A 17,930-nucleotide genomic window follows, 5' to 3' on the forward strand; every position below is an offset into this window, starting at 1 on the left:
CCGCGTGGTGAGGGGCTTTTGTGTCTCCTCGCGGCCTGGGCCGGGGCTCCAAGAATTCGTAGAGGCTTCGTAGAGGCCGACGTCTAATCCTTCTCTCACACGCGCCGATCGCTGGCCGCCGGGAGGAGGAATCACGATGCAGCTCCTGAGTAACCACATCTCGTTGATGCACGGCTGGCTGCCGTTGACGGTCGATGCCGCCACCGCGCTCGCGCTGGGGCTCGCCATCGCGCGGCGATCACGCCGTTGGCTCCTGTGCTGGCTGCCCGTGGCCGTCGTCGCGGGCGGCGTGGCGGCCGCCGGGGCGCACTGGCACATCGGCCGTGTGGCAACCGAGCAGGCGCCGTCCGCGCTGTACGTGTGGATCGCACTGGCCGGAACGGCCGTGGCCGTCGTGATCCTGGGCTGGCGCGGCGCGCGCTGGTGGCGCCGCGCCGTATCGATCCTGTGCCTGCCGCTGTGTGTGCTCTGCTCGCTGCTGGTGCTGAACCAGTGGTTCGGATATGTGCAGACGGTGCAGAGCGCATGGGACCAGCTGACCTCCGCTCCGCTACCCGGCCAGACCGACAAGGCCACCGTCACCGCGATGGCGGCGAGCGGCGCCAGGCCATCGCGCGGCCGACTGGTGCCGGTGCAGATCCCTTCCGACGCGTCGAATTTCAAGCACCGCGAGGAACTGGTGTACCTGCCGCCGGCATGGTTCTCGAGCTCTCCGCCGCCGCAGCTGCCGACGGTGATGATGATCGGCGGCATGATCAACACACCCGCCGACTGGGTGCGCGCCGGGAACGCGGTGGACACCATCGACGCCTTCGCTGCCGCGCATGGAGGCAACGCGCCGGTGCTGGTGTTCGTCGACCCGGGCGGGGCATTCGACAACGACACCGAGTGCGTCAACGGAAGCCGCGGCAACGCGGCCGACCACCTCACCAAAGACGTTGTGCCCTACATGGTCTCGAATTTCGGGGTCAGCCCCGACCCGTCGCGCTGGGGCATCGTGGGCTTCTCCATGGGCGGGACCTGCGCGGTGGACCTGACCGTCATGCACCCCACGCTGTTCAGCACGTTCGTCGACATCGAAGGCGACTTGACCCCCAACACGGGCAGCAAGGCGCAAACCATCGCCGGCCTGTTCGGCGGAAATGGAGACGCCTGGGCGGCTTTCGACCCGACGACGGTGATCAGCCGCCACGGCCGCTACACCGGAGTGTCCGGTTGGTTCGCGATCACGTCGGGCGGTGCCCCGGCGCCGCATCGCGACCTCACCGTCGTCGACAGCACCGCGATGGCAGTCGCCGGTCGCGGCGCCGCCACCGACCCGGGTAACCAGGCCGCCGCAGCGGGAGCCCTGTGCGGCCTCGGCCGGGCGAACGGCATCGACTGCGCGGTGGTCGCCCAGCCGGGAAGGCACGACTGGCCCACCGCCAGCACAGCTTTCGCCACCGCGTTGCCCTGGCTGGCCGGCCGGCTGGGCACCCCGGACGTGCCCCGGATCCCGTTGCCCGGCACGGCGTCCCCCAACCACGCCGAGGTGGTCGGTCACGACCAGCGGTAGTGGGTTAACCCACGCCGAGCGTCACGCCAGCGTGACGTTGGGCGACCTTAAGGCCTCAGCCGCGGGGCAGGCCGAGCACGCGCTGCGCAATGATGTTGCGCTGGATCTCCGAGGTGCCGCCGGCGATGGTGCCGGAAAAGCTTCGGGCATAACGCTCGAACCAGCTGGCGAAGTAGTGGTCCAGGTTCATGTGCGCGTACGGGCCGGTCTGCCCGGGGTGGATCAGCCCGTCGGATCCCGCCGACGCCAGCGCGAGCTCCATGCCGCGCAGCTCGGCCTCGGACCCGAGCAGTTTGAGCACCGAGATCGCGGCCACGTCGTCTTCGCCGCGCGACGCGCGCGCCAGGGCAACCGAACCCAACAGGCGCAGCGCCTGCTTGTCCATGATCGTGCTGGCGTACTGGTCGCGCTCGACTTCGGTGCTCGGGCGAAAGTCGTCGATCATGTTGTCGAGTCGGTCGGCGAAACCCAACCACATCATCGTGCGCTCGTGCCCCAGCGACCCGTTGGCCACCCGCCAGCCCTGGTCGAGCTCACCGACCAGGTTCTCGGCCGGCACCCGCACGTCGGTGAAGAACACCTCGTTGAAATCCAGGTCGTCGGCACCGCAGATCGAGGGAAAAGGTCTGCGCACCAGACCCGGGGTGTCGGTGGGGATGATCAGCGCGCTGATCCCCTTGTGCTTCGGCGCATCCGGATTGGTGCGCACGAACGTCAGCAGGACGTCGGCATCGTGGGCGCCCGAAGTCCACACCTTCTGCCCGTTGACCACGAAGTGATCGCCGTCCAGCACCGCGCGGGTGCGCAGCGACGCCAGGTCGGAGCCCGCGCTCGGTTCGCTCATCCCGAGCGACGCGGTGATCTCGGCCCGCAGGATCGGCACCGCCCAGCGGCGCTTCTGATCGTCGCTGCCGAACGAGAGCAGCGACGCCCCAACGATATTCACGCCCTGCGGGTTGAAGCTGTGATAGATCCGGCGGCGGCTGAGTTCCTCGAGGTAGACGAACTGCTGAATCACCGTCGCGTTGCGACCACCGAATTCCGGCGGCTGGCTGGGCAGCAGCCAGCCGTTGTCGAAAAGCAGCCGCTGCCAGTCGCGCGCCCACTGCGGCATGTGCGACACCGACCGCGGGCGCTCCAGCGTTTCGCTTGCGTCGGGCAGGTTTTCGTCGAGGAAGGCCGCGAACTCCGCCCGGAACGCCTCGACGTCGGGATCAAAAGTCAGCTGCACGGTATTCCTCTGCGATGCGCGCCCGGTGTTGCGCCGCGCCGCCGAGCATCAGCTCGCCCGCCTTGGCCCGCTTCAGCGCGAACTGCAGGTCGTTCTCCCAGGTAAAGCCCATCGCACCGAAAAGCTGTAAGCCGTGCCGGAATACGAGCGACTGGCACTCCCCCGCGGACGCCTTGGCCATCGCGGCCGCCAGCCGGCGCCGCGGATCGTCGGCGGCGATCGTCAGCGCGGCGAAGTAGGCCAGCGCGCGGGCGCGTTCGACCGCGACGTGCATGTCGGCGGCCTTGTGCTGGACGGCCTGGAACGAACCGATCGGCACCCCGAATTGCTGCCGGCTGCGGACGTGCTCGAGAACCAGGTCGAGGATGCGTTGGCAGGCGCCGACCATGGTGATCGCCATGCCCGTCAGCGCGACGTGCTGGGCCCGTTCGGCGTCGACGGTGAGCCGCGCGCTGTCGGGTACCCGGACCTCGCCGAACGACAGGTCGGCGACGTGCAGGACGGGGTCGAATACCGCCGACCGGCGCGTCGACACCTGGTTGGCCGCGACGACGAACACCCCGGCGTCGGTCACCACCGCCAACCGGTCGACGCGATCGCCGTCGAGAACGTGGCGCGCCGTGCCGTCCAGCACCCAGCCGTCGGCGTCCCGGTGCGCCCACACCCCGCCGTACACCGCGGTTCCGGCCTCGTGCGGGTCGAATCGATCCTCGGCCAGCGGGGCGAACTGGCTCATCGTCGCCAGGAACGGGGTGGGATCGGTCGCGCGCCCCAACTCCTCGAGCACGATGGCCAGCTCGACGGCGCTGGCCGCATCGTTCAGCTCCGTCCAGCCCTGGTCGACGTAGGACTTCCACAGCGGGCTCGGATCCACGCCGTCCTCAGCCACGCTGCGCACCAGCGACGGCGGGCACTGTTTGGCGACGACGTCGCGAACGGTCTGCTGCCACAGCCGCTGATCAGCATCGAACTCCAACAGCATCCGGGCCGCCTCCTGTCGTCACCGCCAATCGCGAGAATATCATTCTCCCTGTCGGAAGTAATAATCTCGGAAAGCGGTTACGAGGTGTCCGAACGCCTACCCGGCACCCAGCAGCGCATCGGCCGGCTGGCCCCAGCGATCCAGGTTGACGAACTCGGAAAGCGGTCGTCGGCGCAGCGGCCCGTGCTTGCCCTTGGGCCAGCCGACCACGACGTGGCCGGCGACCAACCAGTCCTCGGGTATGCCGATGGCTTCGCGCAGCGGCCGCTCGCCGCCGTAGGAGGCCCAGCTGGTGAGGCATGCCCCCAACCCTTGGGCGCGCGCGGCCAACAGGAAGTTCTGCATGGCGGGAAAGATCGACCCGCCCAGCAGCAGCTCGGAGGCCGTCGGGTAGTGCTGTTGCGCGAACAGGACCGACGTGAACTCGCCTGCGCGGTCGTGCAATTCGTACGTGGCGCGGTAGGTGCGGGCGCGGCGGCTGTTGTCGCCGTCGGCGGGCCGGCTCATCCCATAGACGGGTTCGATCACCTCGAGGGCGTGGGCGGCCGCCTTGGCCACGACCGCGCGTTGCTCGGGCGAGCGCAGCACGACGAAGCGCCAGCCCTGCGCGTTGGCGCCCGACGGGGCCCACCGGGCCGCCGCGAGGCAGCGCGTGAGGGTCGCGTCGTCGACCGGCTCGTCGGTGAACCGCCGGATCGTCCGGGCGGTCGCCATGACTTCCCAGACGTCGCTGCTTGCGCCGGTCATTGCGTCTCCCTCGAGGCTGGGCTGTTACACAAGGTCTATCAGGATCACGTGGCGTAAGGAGAAGACCATTGGACGGCGAAACCTACCAGCGCGGGCTTGAGATCCGCTCGGCCGTATTGGGAGAAGAGTATGTCAGTCAAGCGCTGGCCGGCGCGGACGACTTCACCAAGCCGCTGCAAGACCTCGTCACCGAGTATTGCTGGGGCGCGGTCTGGGGACGCGACGGATTGGCCCTCAAGACCCGCAGCATGCTCAACCTGGCGATGATTTCGGTTCTGAACCGCCCCAACGAATTACGGACGCACATCAAGGCGGCGCTGACGAACGGAGTCACCCGCGATGAAATCCGCGAGATATTCCTCCAGGTCGCGATCTACGCCGGCGTACCGGCCGCCGTGGACAGCTTTCGCATCGCGCGCGAGGCGTTCGCCGAAGTGGACCAGGGCTAGGAGTCGGCGATGGAGCTCGGGTTCGTCGGGCTGGGAAACATGGGCTTTCCCATGGCGCGTCGCCTCATCGAAGAAGGCCACCATGTCGTCGCCTTCGACACCAACGCCGCTGCGCTGGATCGCCTCGTCAGCGTCGGGGCGCAGCCCGCGTCCTCGTCGAAAGAGGTCGCCGATCGGGTTGAGACGGTCATGGCCAGCCTGCCGACGCCGGCCGCGTCCGTGGAGGTGGCCACCGGCGCCGGGGGCGTGATCGAGGGTTCGCGCGTCAAGCGCTATGTCGACTTCTCAACCGTCGGCAGCCGAACGGCGGTACACATCCGCGACGCGCTGGCGAAACGGAACATCGTGGCGATCGACAGCCCGGTCAGCGGCGGCGTCGGCGGAGCCGAGAAGGGTTCGCTCGCAGTCATGGTGTCCGGGCCGCGCGACGAATTCGACGTGATACGAACCGCTCTCGAGGCGATCGGGCGACCGCTTTACATCGGGGAGAAACCCGGCTCGGCGCAGACGATGAAGCTTGCCAACAACATCTTGGCGGCCAACGTGTTGGTCGCGACGGCGGAGGTCGTCGCGATGGGCGTGAAGGCCGGTCTCGACCCGGGCGTGATGATCGAAGTGCTCAACGCGGGTTCGGGTGCGACGAGCGCGAGCCGCGACAAGTTCCCTCGCGCGATCCTGCCGCGCACCTTCGACTACGGCTTCGCCACCGGGCTGATGGTCAAGGACGTGCGGCTGTATCTCGACGAAGCGAAAGCGCTCGGCGCGCCGGCCGACGTCGCCGAAACGGTGGCCCGGCTCTGGGAGGCGGCCGCGCTCGAGGAGGGCCCGGATTCCGATTTCACGACGGTGATCAAGCCGTTCGAGAGGTCCGCCGGTGTCATCGTGGGTCCGGTGGGGCCGCTTCCGGGCTAATCGCGCTGAGTGTGCAGGGACGGCTTTGATTGTGTACCAGCTGAGGGAATTCGGCGATTTTTCCTGCCACGATTCACAGGCCAGGTCCACAGTTCACACGCGACGCCCGAAGGCCCGCTAGCGCTTGAATTTACTTGGCGATCACTGAATTTGGCTCTGCGGCTGGCGCGGGGGCCAGCCGAAAAGCCAGGCCGCCACGAGGAAGCACAGCGCGCCGAAGAACGTGCCGATGTTGGCCCACACCAGGCTGACGTCGGCCCCCGATTGCAGCACCAGCGCGCCGACGGCCGAGGCGAAAAACAGGACGGATCCCGCGAAGTTGAGGAAGGCGATGCGCTGCGAGGCGCTGGCAACGTGGGAGTGCCGCCGGGCCCGGACCTCGGGAACGATCGCGATCGCCGACGAGGCCAGGAACGCGACGGAGCCGACGATGTCGGGCACCCACACGTCGACGTCGATGAGCCCCGGGCGGGCACCGATGGTCACGGCGGCGTCCACCGTGTTGACGTTGAACAGCGCGGTGCCCACCAACTGAATGGCCGCGGACAGCCAGTCGGTCGTGCGCGCCCGCAGCGGCAGCGAGTGCTGCTCGGCCTCGGGCAGCTCGCGGCGAGCGAGGATCAGCTGAAGCGTTGCGGCCGCGGTGAAGAACGCCGCCCCCACCGCATAGGTCAACGCCGAGAGCAGCGGTGGCAACGCGGGAAGGAGCGAGAGCAGAACGCCGAGCGCGAATAGTGCCGCGCCGATGACGAACAGGAGGCCGATCCAGCGCACTATGGACGCGTGCACGGCCCTCACCACGCGACGGATCGTACCGTCCGCCGCAGGCCCGCTTCCGCGCTCGGCATCCACCGGTCGCCGTCCACCGACAAACGCGAGAATGCTATTATCCTTATCCAAGAACGCTACTTACCCGAATAACAGCAATACCGTTGCCTACCAGGGCCGATGATTAACCGAGACGCTTACCGAAAACACCGTTGATTGGCGACCGACGAGAATGTTAGTTTATCTATCAGATGCCCCCATCGGGCTCACTTTGGCTTCCCGAGCCGAGGGACGGCTTACTTGATCAAACACGCTGACGGAACCCGCACCCCGCTGATCGACGCGAGCGTGCACGTCTTCTTTTCGTCCAACAAGGACCTGCGCTCCTTCCTGCGCGAGCCCTTCAAGAGCCGTGGCTTCCCCGACTACGAGATGGACTGGTACGGCGCCCCGGGCGGCGAATACGCGCCGAACACCGAGGGACCGGACCGCCAGTATCCCGGCTCGGATCCGGAATTCGTTGGCAACGAACTGTTTTCGAAGCGCGGCGTCGACGTGGCGATCCTGCATCCGATGGGACGCGGAATCATGCCCGACCGTCACCTGGGCACCGCGCTGCACGCCGCCCACAACGAGATGATGGTGTCGCGCTGGCTGGAGTCGGCCGAGTTCGGCGAGCGTTTCCGCGGCACTATCCGCGTCAACCCCGACGACATCGCCGGCGCCCTGCGCGAAATCGAGAAGTGGCGTACCCACCCGCGCGTCGTCCAGATCGGCGTCCCGCTGCAATCCCGCGAGCTGTACGGCAAGCCCCAGTTCTGGCCGCTCTGGGAGGCCGCCGCCGACGCGGGGCTTCCGGTCGCCGTGCACATCGAAACGGGCGAGGGCATCGGCTTTCCCCCCACGCCGTCCGGGCACACCCTGACCTACGAGCAGTACGTCAGCTTCATGGCGCTGAACTACCTGTATCACCTGATGAACATGATCGCCGAGGGTGTGTTCGAGCGCTTCGCGAACCTGAAGTTCGTCTGGGCCGACGGCGCCGCGGACTTCCTCACGCCGTTCATCTGGCGGATGGACACGTTCGGCCGGCCCCACCTCGAACAGACGCCCTGGGCGCCGCGAATTCCGAGCGACTACATCCCCGGCCACGTGTATTTCGTGCAGGGCAGCCTCGACGGCCCGCCCGACGCCGACTTCGCCGGCGAGTGGTTCGGCTTCACCGGCAAGGAAGACATGGTGATGTTCGGCTCGAGCTATCCGCACTGGCAGAGCAACGACGTCGGCCGGGTGCCGGCATCGCTGTCCGCCGAACAGCGCGACAAGCTGTGCTGGCGCAACGCGGCCAACTTGTACGGGATCGACATTTCGGTCGACCTGGCAGCGGGCTAGTCGCAGAATTAAGGACAAGGGAGACGGAGGAGACCGAGATGACGCTGACTCACATACACGAACGGGTTCCCGCCGCCGAGCGCATAGCCGTCCGGTGCGTCGACTCCGACATCCACCCGGTGCCCCGGCGCGGCGAACTCACCCAATACATCCCGGAGCCGTGGCGCAGCAAGTTCTTCCTGGACCACAAGGTCGGCGAGCTGATCTACTACGACGCCCCGGATTACGCGCACACGTTCGCCATGCGTGCAGACGCCTTCCCACCGGACGGCGAGTTCGCCTGCAGCGACCCGGACATGGCTTTCCGGCAACTGATCATGCAAGCGGGCTCCGACATCGCGATCCTGGAACCCGGCGGGCGCACACCGCGGCTGGCCGAGGCGCACCAGGCGTTCTCGACCGCCCTCAACCACTGGCAGGCGAACCACTGGCTCGACAGCCACAACAACTGGCACGAGCGCTGGCGCGGTTCGATCTGCGCGGCGATCGAGGACCCGGAGGGGGCGGCGCGCGAGATCGAGACGTGGGCCGGCCATCCGTACATGGCGCAGATCCTGATCAAGGCCGAGCCGCGGCCGTCATGGGGCCACCCGAAGTACAACCCCATCTGGGAAGCCGCCACCAAGCACGACATCACGGTGAGCTGCCACCTGTCGCGCAGCAACTACGAGATGCTGCCGACGCCGCCGGTGGGTTTGCCCAGCTACAACCACGATTTCATGGTGACCTACTCGCTGCTGGCCGCCAACCAGGTGATGAGCCTGATCTTCGACGGCGTCTTCGACCGATTCCCGACCCTGCGCATCGTGTTCGTCGAGCACGCGTTTTCCTGGATCCTGCCGCTGATGTGGCGGATGGACGCGCTCTACGAAGCCCGCAAGTCGCGGATGGACATCAAGCGCAAGCCATCGGAATACGTCAAGGAACACATCAAGTTCACCACCCAGCCGCTGGACTACCCGGAAGACAAGACCGAGTTGACCCGGGCCCTGGAGTGGATGGAGTGCGACAAGATCCTGCTGTTCTCCTCCGACTATCCGCACTGGACGTTCGACGACCCGCGCTGGTTGGTCAAGCACCTTCCGAAGGCGGCCCGGGACGCGGTGATGTACAAGAACGGGATCGCGACCTACCACCTCCCGGAGACCGTGCCGGTCCTCGAGGGCCAGACCCGGGTGTTCTGAGTTGGGGTCAGAACAAGACGGGGCAACCACCAGGCCGCCCCAGCCCCGACTCGCTCAGGGTCGCGAACACGTCGTGGCAACCGTGGACGAAATCCCGCCCGGCAGCCACAAACTGGTGCCGATCGGACGACACGGCGTCGGCGTCTACAACGTCAACGGCGTTTTCTACGCCATTGCGAATTACTGCCCGCACCAGGGCGGTCCGCTGTGCTCGGGACGTGCCCGCGGGCGCACCATCGTCGACGAGACCGCCGCCGGTGACTCGGTCATGGTGCGCGACCTGGAGTTCATCTACTGCCCCTGGCATCAATGGGGTTTCGAGCTGGCAACCGGCACGACCGCGGTCAAGCCGGAGTGGAGCATCCGCACCTACCCGGTGCGAGTCGTCGGCAACGACGTTCTGGTGATGGCGTGACGGGAGCATCTGTGTCGACATTCGAGGTGAATGGCGGAAACGTTGTCTACGAAATCCTCGGTGATACAGGCGATCTCATTGCCCTGACGCCGGGCGGTCGGTTCAGCAAGGAGATCGAGGGCCTGCGCCCGCTGGCCGACGCGTTGGCCGCCGGCGGCTATCGGGTGCTGCTGTGGGACCGGCCCAACTGCGGGGCCTCGGATGTGCAGTTCTACGGCCAAAGCGAATCGCACATGCGGGCCGAGACGCTGCACAAGCTGGTGACGGGTCTGGGCTTCGAGCGCTGCATCCTCGCCGGGGGCTCCGGCGGCGCAAGGGATTCCATGCTGACGACGATGCTCTACCCCGAGATGGTAACCAAACTCGTGGTGTGGAACATCGTCGGCGGCATCTACGGCACCTTCGTGCTGGGCTCCTTCTACATCATCCCGAGCATTCTCGCGGTGCGCGGCACCGGAATGGACGGCGTGATGAAGGTGCAGGAATGGCGCGAGCGCATCGAACAGAACCCCGCCAACAAGCAGCGGTTCCTCGACTTTGACAAAGACGAGTTTCTCAAGGTGATGCTGCGCTGGCTCAATGCGTTCGTTTCCAAGCCCGGACAGACGATTCCGGGCGTCGAGGACGAAATGTTCGACCGCATCAAGGTTCCCACGTTGATCATTCGCGGCGGCGAGAACGACATGGATCACCCGAAGCGGACGTCGCTGGAGGTCAGCTGCCTGATCAAGGGCTCCAAGCTGATCGACCCGCCCTGGCCGGAGGACGCCTGGGAGCGGGCATCCGAAGACCGCGCGGCGGGCAGGGTGAAGCACTTCAACATGTTCGACACCTGGGTGCAGGCCGCCCCCGCCATCCTCGAATTCCTGGGTTCCTGATGCGTTTACACGGTGCGAATGTGGACCTCGCAGTTCAGCGACGCCTCGAGGGCCGTGTGAATCCGGCTTTCCGGAACGCGATCCAGGTCCGCCTCGCGCAAGGTCACGTGGACGATGTCGAAACCGTCGTCGCCGGGCGTCCGAACGATCTCGCCGGTGAGCCCGAAACCGGACAGCACGCCGTGCGCGTCATCGTCGGTTCCCCGGCTGATGAACGTCACCACGCCGGCCGCCGGCGCGACGTTGAGACCGCCAAAAGCTCTGCCGCACAACTCAAGCCCGACGCGCTTGACGGCATCGGCATCTTCCCCGGCGACGAGCACCTCCACCTCGCGCCGGCCGGCCGGCATGGCCGCGAGGTTGTTCTCGACGACTTCCAAGCCCAGCTCGCCGGCACGCTCGAGGAGTGCGGTCATGCCGCGTCCTAACTGTTCGGCCGTGAGGACGCCGGACGGATCCACGTTGACGCGCACTACCGCGGTTCGCATGTGCGCCAGACTAACGATGGGGAGCTAGGCGATGGATATCACCGTCACTTCCTGGCCCGGCTGTCCGTCGCGGCTGCTGGGCGATCGACCGGGCCACGCGAGCGAAAACTACCCGGCCTACCTCGAACTCGGCGGTTATCTTCCACTCGCCGACCCCGACGACCTGCTCGGTGAAGTCGAGCGCAGCGGGCTGCAGGGCCGGGGCGGCGCGGCCTTTCCGATGGCGGTGAAGCTGCGCGCCGTGCGCGACAACGGGCGCGCGGCGGGCGGCGCGGTCGTCGTCGCCAACGGTGAGGAGGGCGAACCCGCTTCGATCAAGGATCGATGGCTGCTGCGGCACCGGCCGCACCTGGTCCTCGACGGGCTGCGGCTGGCGGCGGCGATGGTGGCCGCCGACCGCGCCTATGTCTACCTGTCCGACGCGGAGTCGGCGCGCAGCGTGCAGGCCGCGCTGGCGGAGCACGCGCCCGGCGACGTCGCGATCGAGGTGGTCAACGTCGCCCCGGGGTACATCGCCGGCGAGGAGACCGCGGTCACCCGCGCGATCAACGGCGGACCGGTCAAGCCAACGGACAAGCCGCCGCGGCCATTTCAGCAGGGCGTCGGCGGGCAGCCCACCCTGGTGAGCAATGTGGAGACCCTGGCCAACCTGCCCTACCTGCAGCGGCACGGCTCGGCGGAGTTCCGCTCGCTCGGCACGCCGTCCTCGCCGGGCACCTTCCTGGTGACCTTGTCCGGCGGCGGCCGGCCGCCTGGCCTCTATGAGGTTCCGCACGGCCTGCCGTTCGCCGATCTGCTTGCCCTGCACGGGGTTTCGTCGGAGCGCATCCAAGGCGCGCTGCTGGGGGGCTACTTTGCCGGGCTGCTCAATCGCAGCGTGCTGGACGCCACGTTGGACCACGAGACGTTCCGTGGCCTCGGCAGCGGACTGGGCTGCGGTGCGATCGCGGTTCTCGCCGACGACTGCCCGGTGGCGGTCGCCGCGTCGGTGCTGGCCTACTTCGATCGCGAGAACGCGGGCCAATGCGGTTCGTGCTTCAACGGCACCGCCGCGATGGCCGCCGCCGCCGGGGCGCTCCGCGACGGCGCCGCCACCCCCGAGGACCTCGACCGGCTGCGCCACTGGTCGGTGACGCTGCGGGGGCGCGGAGCCTGCGCCACGCTGGACGCCGCAACCAACGTGGCCGCCAGCATGCTCGACCAGTTCCCGCAGGCGGTGGCCCAGCATCTCGACAAGTCATGTGAACCGTGCCGCGCCAACGCGTTTAGCGCCGGGCGACCCTACGAGGTGGAGGCGGTGGTCTACGCGTGAGCGAGGGCATGAGAATCCACCTGGACCGGACCCTCTGCGACGGCTTCGGCATCTGCGCCAAGCACGCGCCCGCATACTTCTCACTCGACGACTGGGGATACGCGTGCCTGATCGGCGACGGCACCGTGCCCGAGGCCGACCGCGATGCGGTCATGCGTGCCCTGATGGACTGCCCGGTGCACGCCATCATGGAAATGGACGAACGCCGACCGGACGACGTACCGCCGCAGCCGAGCACCGATGAGGACCCCGCCGCCCGCGTTAATACCGAGGCGAGCGAAGCCGAATGGGGTTTCACCCGTTGAGGGCTCGGCGACGTGCGGGTGTAGGGCCAGCCCCGGATCCGTAAGGGAGGTCAACGATGTCGTATCTCATTGCCGCGCCGGACATGTTGGCGGCAGCGGCGGCGGATGTGGCGAGCGTCGGCTCGTACCTGGCCCGGGCCAGCGGGTCGGCCGCGGCTTCGACCACCAGGGTGATTGCGGCCGGCGGCGACGAGGTGTCGGCGGCCATCGCGTCACTGTTTTCCAGCCAGGGCAAGGTGTTTCAGGCGCTCACCGCGCGGGCGGCAGACTTTCAGTCCCAGTTCGCCCAGGCCCTCAACGCGGGTGCGGGGGCCTATGCGAGCGCCGACGCCGCCGGTGCAGGGTCTATGCAGAGCGTGGCGCAGAATCTGCCCGCTCCGAATCTGGCCTTCTCGGTCGGCGGGTTCACGTTGCTCCGATTGGGCAGCGCCACCGCCATCTCGGACCCTCTCACGTGGGGCGTCGCGATCGCGTTCGGTGCCAATAGCACCGCGAGGGCCACCGGTTTTGCCGACGCACTCGCCTTCGGCACCAACAGCCTCGCCGAGGCCACCAACTTCAACCTCGCCACCGCCACCGGCGCCAACAGCGTGGCCATCGCCGATCAGGGCATCCTCAACCAGGCCAGCGCCCTCGGCCCGAACAGCGCGGCCTATGCCCGGACCGGCATCCTCCAGACCGCCAACGCCCTCGGCGCCAACACCACCGCCTACGCGGTCAACGGCGACATCGACCTCGCCCAGGCCATGGGCACCGGCAGCACCGCCTTCGCCAGCGGCGGCCTTTGGGACACCGCCGTCGCCGGTGGCGCGGGCAGCACCGCCGCTGCAGGTGGCAGCGCCGGCAATCTCGACTCCGCCGTCGCCATCGGGAACATGCTCGACGCGACGGCTACGGACACAAACTATCTCGTCAACGTCGTTTTCCAACCCTGATCGGCTGCCGACCTGGGCTTGACGGACCCGAGAACCTGGTTCGTGCCTACCCTGGAGTGATAACGTAATTCTCCAATTCGTATAACGGCCCTACCATTCAGGTCCGCACGGTTCCCCCGGAGGTGACGTGTCAGCAGCACCGGGACGCCCCCTGCCCCTGATCACTCAGGAAAACGAGTTCTTTTGGACTTCGGGCGCCGACCGCACGCTGCGGTTGCAGGAATGCCAGAGTTGCGACTCGCTGATCCACCCGCCGGCGCCGGTGTGCCGGTACTGCCGATCCCGGAACATGGGCGTGCGGGCCGTCTCCGGCCGCGCAACCCTCGCCGGGTTCACCGTCAACCATCGGTTCAGCCTGCCCGGGATGCCGGCGCCGTACGTCGTCGCCCAGGTGGCGATCGCCGAGGACCCCCGCGTGCGGCTGACCACCAACATCGTTGAGTGCGAACCGGATCGGCTCGAGCTCGGTCAGCAGGTGGAGGTGGTCTTCGAGCAGGTCGAGGATGTCTGGCTGCCGCTGTTTCGGCCGATTCCGGATGCCGCGCCGGCTCCCCTGCCGTCCGACGAGATCGCGCCTGAACGATTCGGGGAACACGTCCGCCCCATGCTCACGTCGGAGAAGTTCGAGGACAAGGTCGCACTCACCGGGATCGGCATGTCGCCGATCGGCCGCCGCCTGATGCAGCCGCCACTGGCCCTGACGGTGCAGGCCTGCGAGGCGGCGATCGCCGACGCCGGGCTCACCTTCGCCGACATCGACGGCCTGTCCACCTACCCCGGCGCGATCAACGTCGGCGGATTCGGCGAGGGCGGGGTCACCGCCCTAGAGGCCGCGCTGGGCATCCGGCCGGCATGGCACAACGGCGCCATGGAGACGTTCGGCCCGGGCGGCTCGGTGATCGCCGCGATGCTTGCCGTCGCCTGCGGCCTGGCCCGTCACGTGCTGTGCTTCCGGACGCTGTGGGAAGCCACCCACGGCGAGCTGATGAAGCAGGGCAAAATCGCACCCTCGATGGGGCGCATGGCCGGCTGGACGTTCCCGTTCGGCGCCACCTCGGCCGCCCACACGCTGGCGATAAACGCGCAGCGCCACTTCCACCGTTACGGCACCACGAAAGAGACGCTGGGCTGGATCGCCTTGAACCAGCGCGCCAACGCCGAACTCAACCCGACCGCCATCTACCGCACCCCGATGACGATGGACGACTACCTCAACGCGCGTCCCATCACTACGCCGTTTGGGCTCTACGACTGCGACGTGCCGTGTGACGGCGCGATCGCCGTGATCGTCTCGGCCGTCGACGCGGCCCGCGACCTGGCCAAGCCGCCCGTGCTAGTGGAGGCGATCGGAACCCAGATCGTCGAGCGAATCGATTGGGACCAAAGCACTTTGACGCACGAGCCGCAGGTGCTGGGCCAGGCGGCGCATGTGTGGACCCGCACCTCGTTGCGGCCCACCGATGTCGACGTCGCCGAACTCTACGACGGGTTTTCCTTCAACTGCCTGTCCTGGATCGAGGCGCTGGGATTCTGCGGCATCGGCGAGGCCAAGGAATTCCTGGACGGCGGCAAGAACATCGCGCGCGACGGACAATTGCCGCTCAACACCCACGGCGGCCAGCTCTCGCACGGCCGCACCCACGGCATGGGCCTGCTGCACGAAGCGGTCAGCCAGCTGCGCGGCGAGGCCGGTGACCGGCAGGTGGCCGACGCCCGCGTCGGCGTCGTCAGCAGTGGCGGCCTCACCCCCAGCGGCGTGCTCCTCTTGCGGGCAGACGCATGACGAGCGTCCGTCCGCGGCTGGTGATCGTCGACGGCGTGCCGATGTCGGCCCTGGTCGCCGAGGCCGACGAGCCGACGGCGGTGATCGTCGCCATCCACGGCGGAGGCACCACCGCGCTATATTTCGACTGCCCGGGCCACCCGTCCTATTCGTTGTTGCGCACGGGTGCCGAGGCCGGATTCACCGTGGTGGCCCTCGACCGCCCCGGCTACGGCAGCTCCGCGCCGTATCCCGAAGCGATGGCCTCCGGCGACCAGCGGGTCAACCTCGCCTACGGCGCGGTGGAACGCATCCTCGGCGAACGACCGCGTGGCGCAGGCGTATTCGTGTGGGGCCATTCCGGCGGCTGCGAATTGACGATGCGGATGGCCGCCGACGCGCGCGGCGCCGAGCTGCTCGGCATCGAACTGGCCGGCACCGGTCGCCACTACCACCCCGCGGCCAAGGAAATACTGAAAACCGCCACCCGCGAACGCCGCCCACCGGGCATGCGGGACCTGCTGTGGAGCCCCGCGGAGCTGTACCCGCCCGAGGTTCTCGGCGGCGCAACGGTTTCCCCCTCGGCGCCGGAGTACGAGGACCAAATGGTCTCCGATTGGGCGCGGCAGACCTTCCCGGAGCTGGCGCCCGCCGTGCGCGTCCCCGTGCACTTCAGCATCGCCGAGCACGAAAAGGTCTGGCAGGCCGATGACGCGGCGGTGACCCAGATCAGTGCGCTGTTCTCCGCGGCACCGCGATTCGTGGTACATCGCCAATCTGGCGCCGGGCACAACATCAGCCTCGGCCACACCGCCCCCGACTACCACGCGAAAGTCCTTGCGTTCGTGGCGGAATGCGCGGGTGAGCGGTCAACGGATTCGGAAGCCGATTTGGAGGCCGGTTGATGCGGGTTGGGTTCATCGGATTAGGCAGTCAGGGCGGCCCCATGGCGCGCCGGATCATCGAGGGCGGCTACGAGACGACGCTATGGGCGCGCAGGCCCGCGTCGCTAGAGCCGTTCGCCGACACGCCGGCCAAGATCGCCCCGACGCCGGCCGATCTGGCCACGGCGAGCGATCTCGTCTGCCTGTGCGTCGTCGGCGACGCCGACATCGAAGAACTCACCAGCGGCGGGGACGGCCTGCTGGCGGCCATGACAGGAGGCAGCGTCATCGCGGTGCACAGCACCGTCCACCCCGACACCTGCCGCGAGCTCGCCAAACAGGCTGAGGCTCATGGGGTTTCGATCATCGACGCGCCGGTCAGCGGCGGCGGCCCGGCGGCCGTGGAGGGCCGGCTGCTGGTGATGGTCGGCGGTGACGGCGATGTCGTCGAGCGCTGCCGGCCGGTCTTCGAAACCTACGCCGACCCCGTCGTGCACCTGGGCGACCTCGGATCCGGGCAGACCACCAAACTGCTCAACAACCTGCTTTTCACCGCCAACTTGGGCACCGCGGCCGCCACCCTGTCGCTGGCCGACGAGCTGGGCGTGTCGCCGGATCGCCTCATCGAAGTCGTCTCGCGCGGCAGCGCAAACAGCTTCGCGCTCAACGCCCTTGGCGGCATCGGCGGCCTGGACCGGCTGGCCGGCCTCGCGGGGACGCTGCTGCAGAAGGACGTCCGGTTGATCGTCGAACTCGCCGAGCGGGCTGCGGCCCGCGGGGGCGCCGTGCTCGACGCGGCCGACGCCACCCTGGCCCAGATGGGGCACCCCCGATGAAAGTCGGCTTTATCGGCGTGGGTCGGATGGGACGCCCCATGGTGGTCCGGCTCATCGACGCGGGCCACGACGTCCGGGCCCTGGCCCGGTCGGACGAACAGCGCCGCGATGTCGCGTGGCTCGGTGCCCACGCGGTGGGCGAGGTGGGTGAGCTCGGTCCGTGGGCCGACGTCGTGGTGGTCTGCGTGTTCACCGACGAACAGGTGCGGCAGGTCTGCCTGGACGGCGCCCTGCTACCCACGATGCGGCCGGGTTCCACGCTGGTCGGGCATACCACCGCGAGCCCCGAGACGATCGAGGCCATTGCCGCCCGCGCCGCCGACGTGGGCGTGGTCGACGCCCCGGTCAGCGGGGGCCCGCACGACATCGCCGCCGGCATGCTGACGCTCTTCGTCGGCGGCGCCGACGCCGCGGTGAACCGAGTGCGAACCGTGTTGGGCTGCTACGGCGATCCGGTCCTGCACGTCGGGCCGATCGGCGCCGGCCAGAAGGTGAAACTGGTCAACAATGCGCTGTTCGCAGGCCATATCGGGCTGCTCGCGGCGGCCATCCGGTTGGGCGAAAGCCTGGGCGTCCCGGAATCGACGCTGCTGGAAGCCCTCCCCCAGGGCAGCGCCACCAGCCGGGTGCTGGACATCGTCGCCGCCCGGGGCTCCGTCGGCTCGTTCATCGAGGTAGCGGGCGGATTCGTGGCCAAAGACGTGGCGGTCGTGCGTGACGTCGCCGCGGGACTGGGCGGTGACCTGGGCGCGCTGGAGCAAGTGATCAAAGTCGGCGGGGTTGGCGGGAAGGTCTGACCTGGTGGTGTTTTGGTCTTTTCGCCGCGTCACGAAAGCGCTACCGTTAGCGTTACAGTCAGGCAATCCGCTGTAACGGTTCAGCCCGCCGATGAGGA

At 68.1% G+C, this 17,930-nt stretch carries 19 protein-coding genes; 14 read left to right on the forward strand and 5 right to left on the reverse strand.

Annotated features, from left to right (window positions below; all coding sequences use genetic code 11):
• The first annotated feature begins 136 nt into the window (after positions 1 to 136).
• The gene (locus AC5Y4S_RS25590) at positions 137 to 1,555 is read left to right on the forward strand and encodes an alpha/beta hydrolase (RefSeq protein ID WP_500035379.1); all 1,419 of its coding nucleotides are present in this window, start codon (positions 137 to 139) and stop codon (positions 1,553 to 1,555) included.
• A gap of 55 nt (positions 1,556 to 1,610) precedes the next feature.
• Here the strand turns inward: AC5Y4S_RS25590 and AC5Y4S_RS25595 are convergent, their stop codons facing one another.
• The 3 genes from AC5Y4S_RS25595 to AC5Y4S_RS25605 form a co-directional block, all read right to left on the reverse strand.
• Positions 1,611 to 2,786, reverse strand: a complete 1,176-nt coding sequence (locus tag AC5Y4S_RS25595) for an acyl-CoA dehydrogenase family protein (RefSeq protein ID WP_500035380.1) — start codon at positions 2,784 to 2,786, stop codon at positions 1,611 to 1,613.
• Positions 2,770 to 3,768: an acyl-CoA dehydrogenase family protein gene (locus tag AC5Y4S_RS25600; RefSeq protein WP_500035381.1), complete on the reverse strand. Its 999-nt coding sequence runs from the start codon at positions 3,766 to 3,768 to the stop codon at positions 2,770 to 2,772. The genes AC5Y4S_RS25595 and AC5Y4S_RS25600 overlap by 17 nt, the downstream gene beginning before the upstream one ends.
• Positions 3,769 to 3,864: 96 nt before the next feature.
• Positions 3,865 to 4,515, reverse strand: a complete 651-nt coding sequence (locus tag AC5Y4S_RS25605) for a nitroreductase family protein (RefSeq protein ID WP_500035382.1) — start codon at positions 4,513 to 4,515, stop codon at positions 3,865 to 3,867.
• A gap of 68 nt (positions 4,516 to 4,583) precedes the next feature.
• On the opposite strand from AC5Y4S_RS25605, the gene AC5Y4S_RS25610 reads away from it, so the two are divergent.
• Together AC5Y4S_RS25610 and AC5Y4S_RS25615 are read left to right on the forward strand one after the other, a co-directional pair.
• Complete coding sequence (locus AC5Y4S_RS25610) at positions 4,584 to 4,964, forward strand: carboxymuconolactone decarboxylase family protein (protein WP_500035383.1); 381 nt, start codon at positions 4,584 to 4,586, stop codon at positions 4,962 to 4,964.
• 9 nt (positions 4,965 to 4,973) lie between these two features.
• On the forward strand, positions 4,974 to 5,876 hold the full coding sequence (locus AC5Y4S_RS25615; protein ID WP_500035384.1) for an NAD(P)-dependent oxidoreductase: 903 nt from the start codon (positions 4,974 to 4,976) through the stop codon (positions 5,874 to 5,876).
• Positions 5,877 to 6,017: 141 nt separating this feature from the next.
• Here AC5Y4S_RS25615 and AC5Y4S_RS25620 read toward each other — a convergent pair whose 3' ends face one another.
• Positions 6,018 to 6,677: a hypothetical protein gene (locus tag AC5Y4S_RS25620; protein WP_500035385.1), complete on the reverse strand. Its 660-nt coding sequence runs from the start codon at positions 6,675 to 6,677 to the stop codon at positions 6,018 to 6,020.
• A 267-nt stretch (positions 6,678 to 6,944) separates the two neighbouring features.
• On the opposite strand from AC5Y4S_RS25620, the gene AC5Y4S_RS25625 reads away from it, so the two are divergent.
• The 4 genes from AC5Y4S_RS25625 to AC5Y4S_RS25640 are packed head-to-tail and all read left to right on the forward strand — an operon-like array spanning position 6,945 to position 10,513.
• Positions 6,945 to 8,036 (forward strand): amidohydrolase family protein, encoded by a 1,092-nt coding sequence (locus tag AC5Y4S_RS25625; protein ID WP_500035386.1) that lies wholly within the window; start codon positions 6,945 to 6,947, stop codon positions 8,034 to 8,036.
• A gap of 38 nt (positions 8,037 to 8,074) precedes the next feature.
• Positions 8,075 to 9,220, forward strand: coding sequence for an amidohydrolase family protein (locus AC5Y4S_RS25630; RefSeq protein ID WP_500035387.1), 1,146 nt, complete (start codon positions 8,075 to 8,077; stop codon positions 9,218 to 9,220).
• 1 nt (position 9,221) lies between these two features.
• A complete protein-coding gene (locus AC5Y4S_RS25635) occupies positions 9,222 to 9,635 on the forward strand; it encodes a Rieske (2Fe-2S) protein (protein ID WP_500035388.1) in 414 nt (137 codons plus the stop codon).
• An 11-nt stretch (positions 9,636 to 9,646) separates the two neighbouring features.
• Complete coding sequence (locus AC5Y4S_RS25640) at positions 9,647 to 10,513, forward strand: alpha/beta fold hydrolase (RefSeq protein ID WP_500035389.1); 867 nt, start codon at positions 9,647 to 9,649, stop codon at positions 10,511 to 10,513.
• 5 nt (positions 10,514 to 10,518) lie between these two features.
• Here the strand turns inward: AC5Y4S_RS25640 and AC5Y4S_RS25645 are convergent, their stop codons facing one another.
• Positions 10,519 to 11,001 (reverse strand): hypothetical protein, encoded by a 483-nt coding sequence (locus AC5Y4S_RS25645; RefSeq protein WP_500035390.1) that lies wholly within the window; start codon positions 10,999 to 11,001, stop codon positions 10,519 to 10,521.
• Positions 11,002 to 11,032: 31 nt separating this feature from the next.
• Between AC5Y4S_RS25645 and AC5Y4S_RS25650 the strand changes: the two genes are divergently transcribed.
• The 7 genes from AC5Y4S_RS25650 to AC5Y4S_RS25680 all read left to right on the forward strand — a co-directional run bounded on the left by AC5Y4S_RS25650 (position 11,033) and on the right by AC5Y4S_RS25680 (position 17,832).
• Positions 11,033 to 12,313: an NADH-ubiquinone oxidoreductase-F iron-sulfur binding region domain-containing protein gene (locus AC5Y4S_RS25650; protein ID WP_500035391.1), complete on the forward strand. Its 1,281-nt coding sequence runs from the start codon at positions 11,033 to 11,035 to the stop codon at positions 12,311 to 12,313.
• 8 nt (positions 12,314 to 12,321) lie between these two features.
• Positions 12,322 to 12,618, forward strand: coding sequence for a ferredoxin (locus tag AC5Y4S_RS25655; RefSeq protein ID WP_500035468.1), 297 nt, complete (start codon positions 12,322 to 12,324; stop codon positions 12,616 to 12,618).
• Positions 12,619 to 12,674: 56 nt separating this feature from the next.
• Positions 12,675 to 13,553, forward strand: coding sequence for a PE family protein (locus AC5Y4S_RS25660; protein ID WP_500035392.1), 879 nt, complete (start codon positions 12,675 to 12,677; stop codon positions 13,551 to 13,553).
• Positions 13,554 to 13,680: 127 nt separating this feature from the next.
• Positions 13,681 to 15,336, forward strand: coding sequence for a thiolase C-terminal domain-containing protein (locus tag AC5Y4S_RS25665; RefSeq protein WP_500035393.1), 1,656 nt, complete (start codon positions 13,681 to 13,683; stop codon positions 15,334 to 15,336).
• A complete protein-coding gene (locus AC5Y4S_RS25670; RefSeq protein WP_500035394.1) occupies positions 15,333 to 16,220 on the forward strand; it encodes an alpha/beta hydrolase in 888 nt (295 codons plus the stop codon). The genes AC5Y4S_RS25665 and AC5Y4S_RS25670 overlap by 4 nt, the downstream gene beginning before the upstream one ends.
• Entirely contained in the window at positions 16,220 to 17,035 is an 816-nt protein-coding gene (locus AC5Y4S_RS25675) for an NAD(P)-dependent oxidoreductase (RefSeq protein ID WP_500035395.1), read from the forward strand. The genes AC5Y4S_RS25670 and AC5Y4S_RS25675 overlap by 1 nt, the downstream gene beginning before the upstream one ends.
• A complete protein-coding gene (locus tag AC5Y4S_RS25680) occupies positions 17,032 to 17,832 on the forward strand; it encodes an NAD(P)-dependent oxidoreductase (protein ID WP_500035396.1) in 801 nt (266 codons plus the stop codon). Before AC5Y4S_RS25675 ends, AC5Y4S_RS25680 begins: the two co-directional genes overlap by 4 nt.
• The last annotated feature ends 98 nt before the right edge of the window (positions 17,833 to 17,930 follow it).

Source organism: Mycobacterium sp. NGS64 (genome assembly GCF_059812245.1).

Coding starts and splice junctions, on each gene's coding strand:
- AC5Y4S_RS25590 (WP_500035379.1), top strand. CDS start 137: ATGCAGCTCCTGAGTAACCACATCTCGTTGATGCACGGCTGGCTGCCG.
- AC5Y4S_RS25600 (WP_500035381.1), bottom strand. CDS start 3,768: ATGCTGTTGGAGTTCGATGCTGATCAGCGGCTGTGGCAGCAGACCGTT.
- AC5Y4S_RS25605 (WP_500035382.1), bottom strand. CDS start 4,515: ATGACCGGCGCAAGCAGCGACGTCTGGGAAGTCATGGCGACCGCCCGG.
- AC5Y4S_RS25615 (WP_500035384.1), top strand. CDS start 4,974: ATGGAGCTCGGGTTCGTCGGGCTGGGAAACATGGGCTTTCCCATGGCG.
- AC5Y4S_RS25630 (WP_500035387.1), top strand. CDS start 8,075: ATGACGCTGACTCACATACACGAACGGGTTCCCGCCGCCGAGCGCATA.
- AC5Y4S_RS25645 (WP_500035390.1), bottom strand. CDS start 11,001: ATGCGAACCGCGGTAGTGCGCGTCAACGTGGATCCGTCCGGCGTCCTC.
- AC5Y4S_RS25650 (WP_500035391.1), top strand. CDS start 11,033: ATGGATATCACCGTCACTTCCTGGCCCGGCTGTCCGTCGCGGCTGCTG.
- AC5Y4S_RS25655 (WP_500035468.1), top strand. CDS start 12,322: ATGAGAATCCACCTGGACCGGACCCTCTGCGACGGCTTCGGCATCTGC.
- AC5Y4S_RS25660 (WP_500035392.1), top strand. CDS start 12,675: ATGTCGTATCTCATTGCCGCGCCGGACATGTTGGCGGCAGCGGCGGCG.
- AC5Y4S_RS25670 (WP_500035394.1), top strand. CDS start 15,333: ATGACGAGCGTCCGTCCGCGGCTGGTGATCGTCGACGGCGTGCCGATG.
- AC5Y4S_RS25675 (WP_500035395.1), top strand. CDS start 16,220: ATGCGGGTTGGGTTCATCGGATTAGGCAGTCAGGGCGGCCCCATGGCG.
- AC5Y4S_RS25680 (WP_500035396.1), top strand. CDS start 17,032: ATGAAAGTCGGCTTTATCGGCGTGGGTCGGATGGGACGCCCCATGGTG.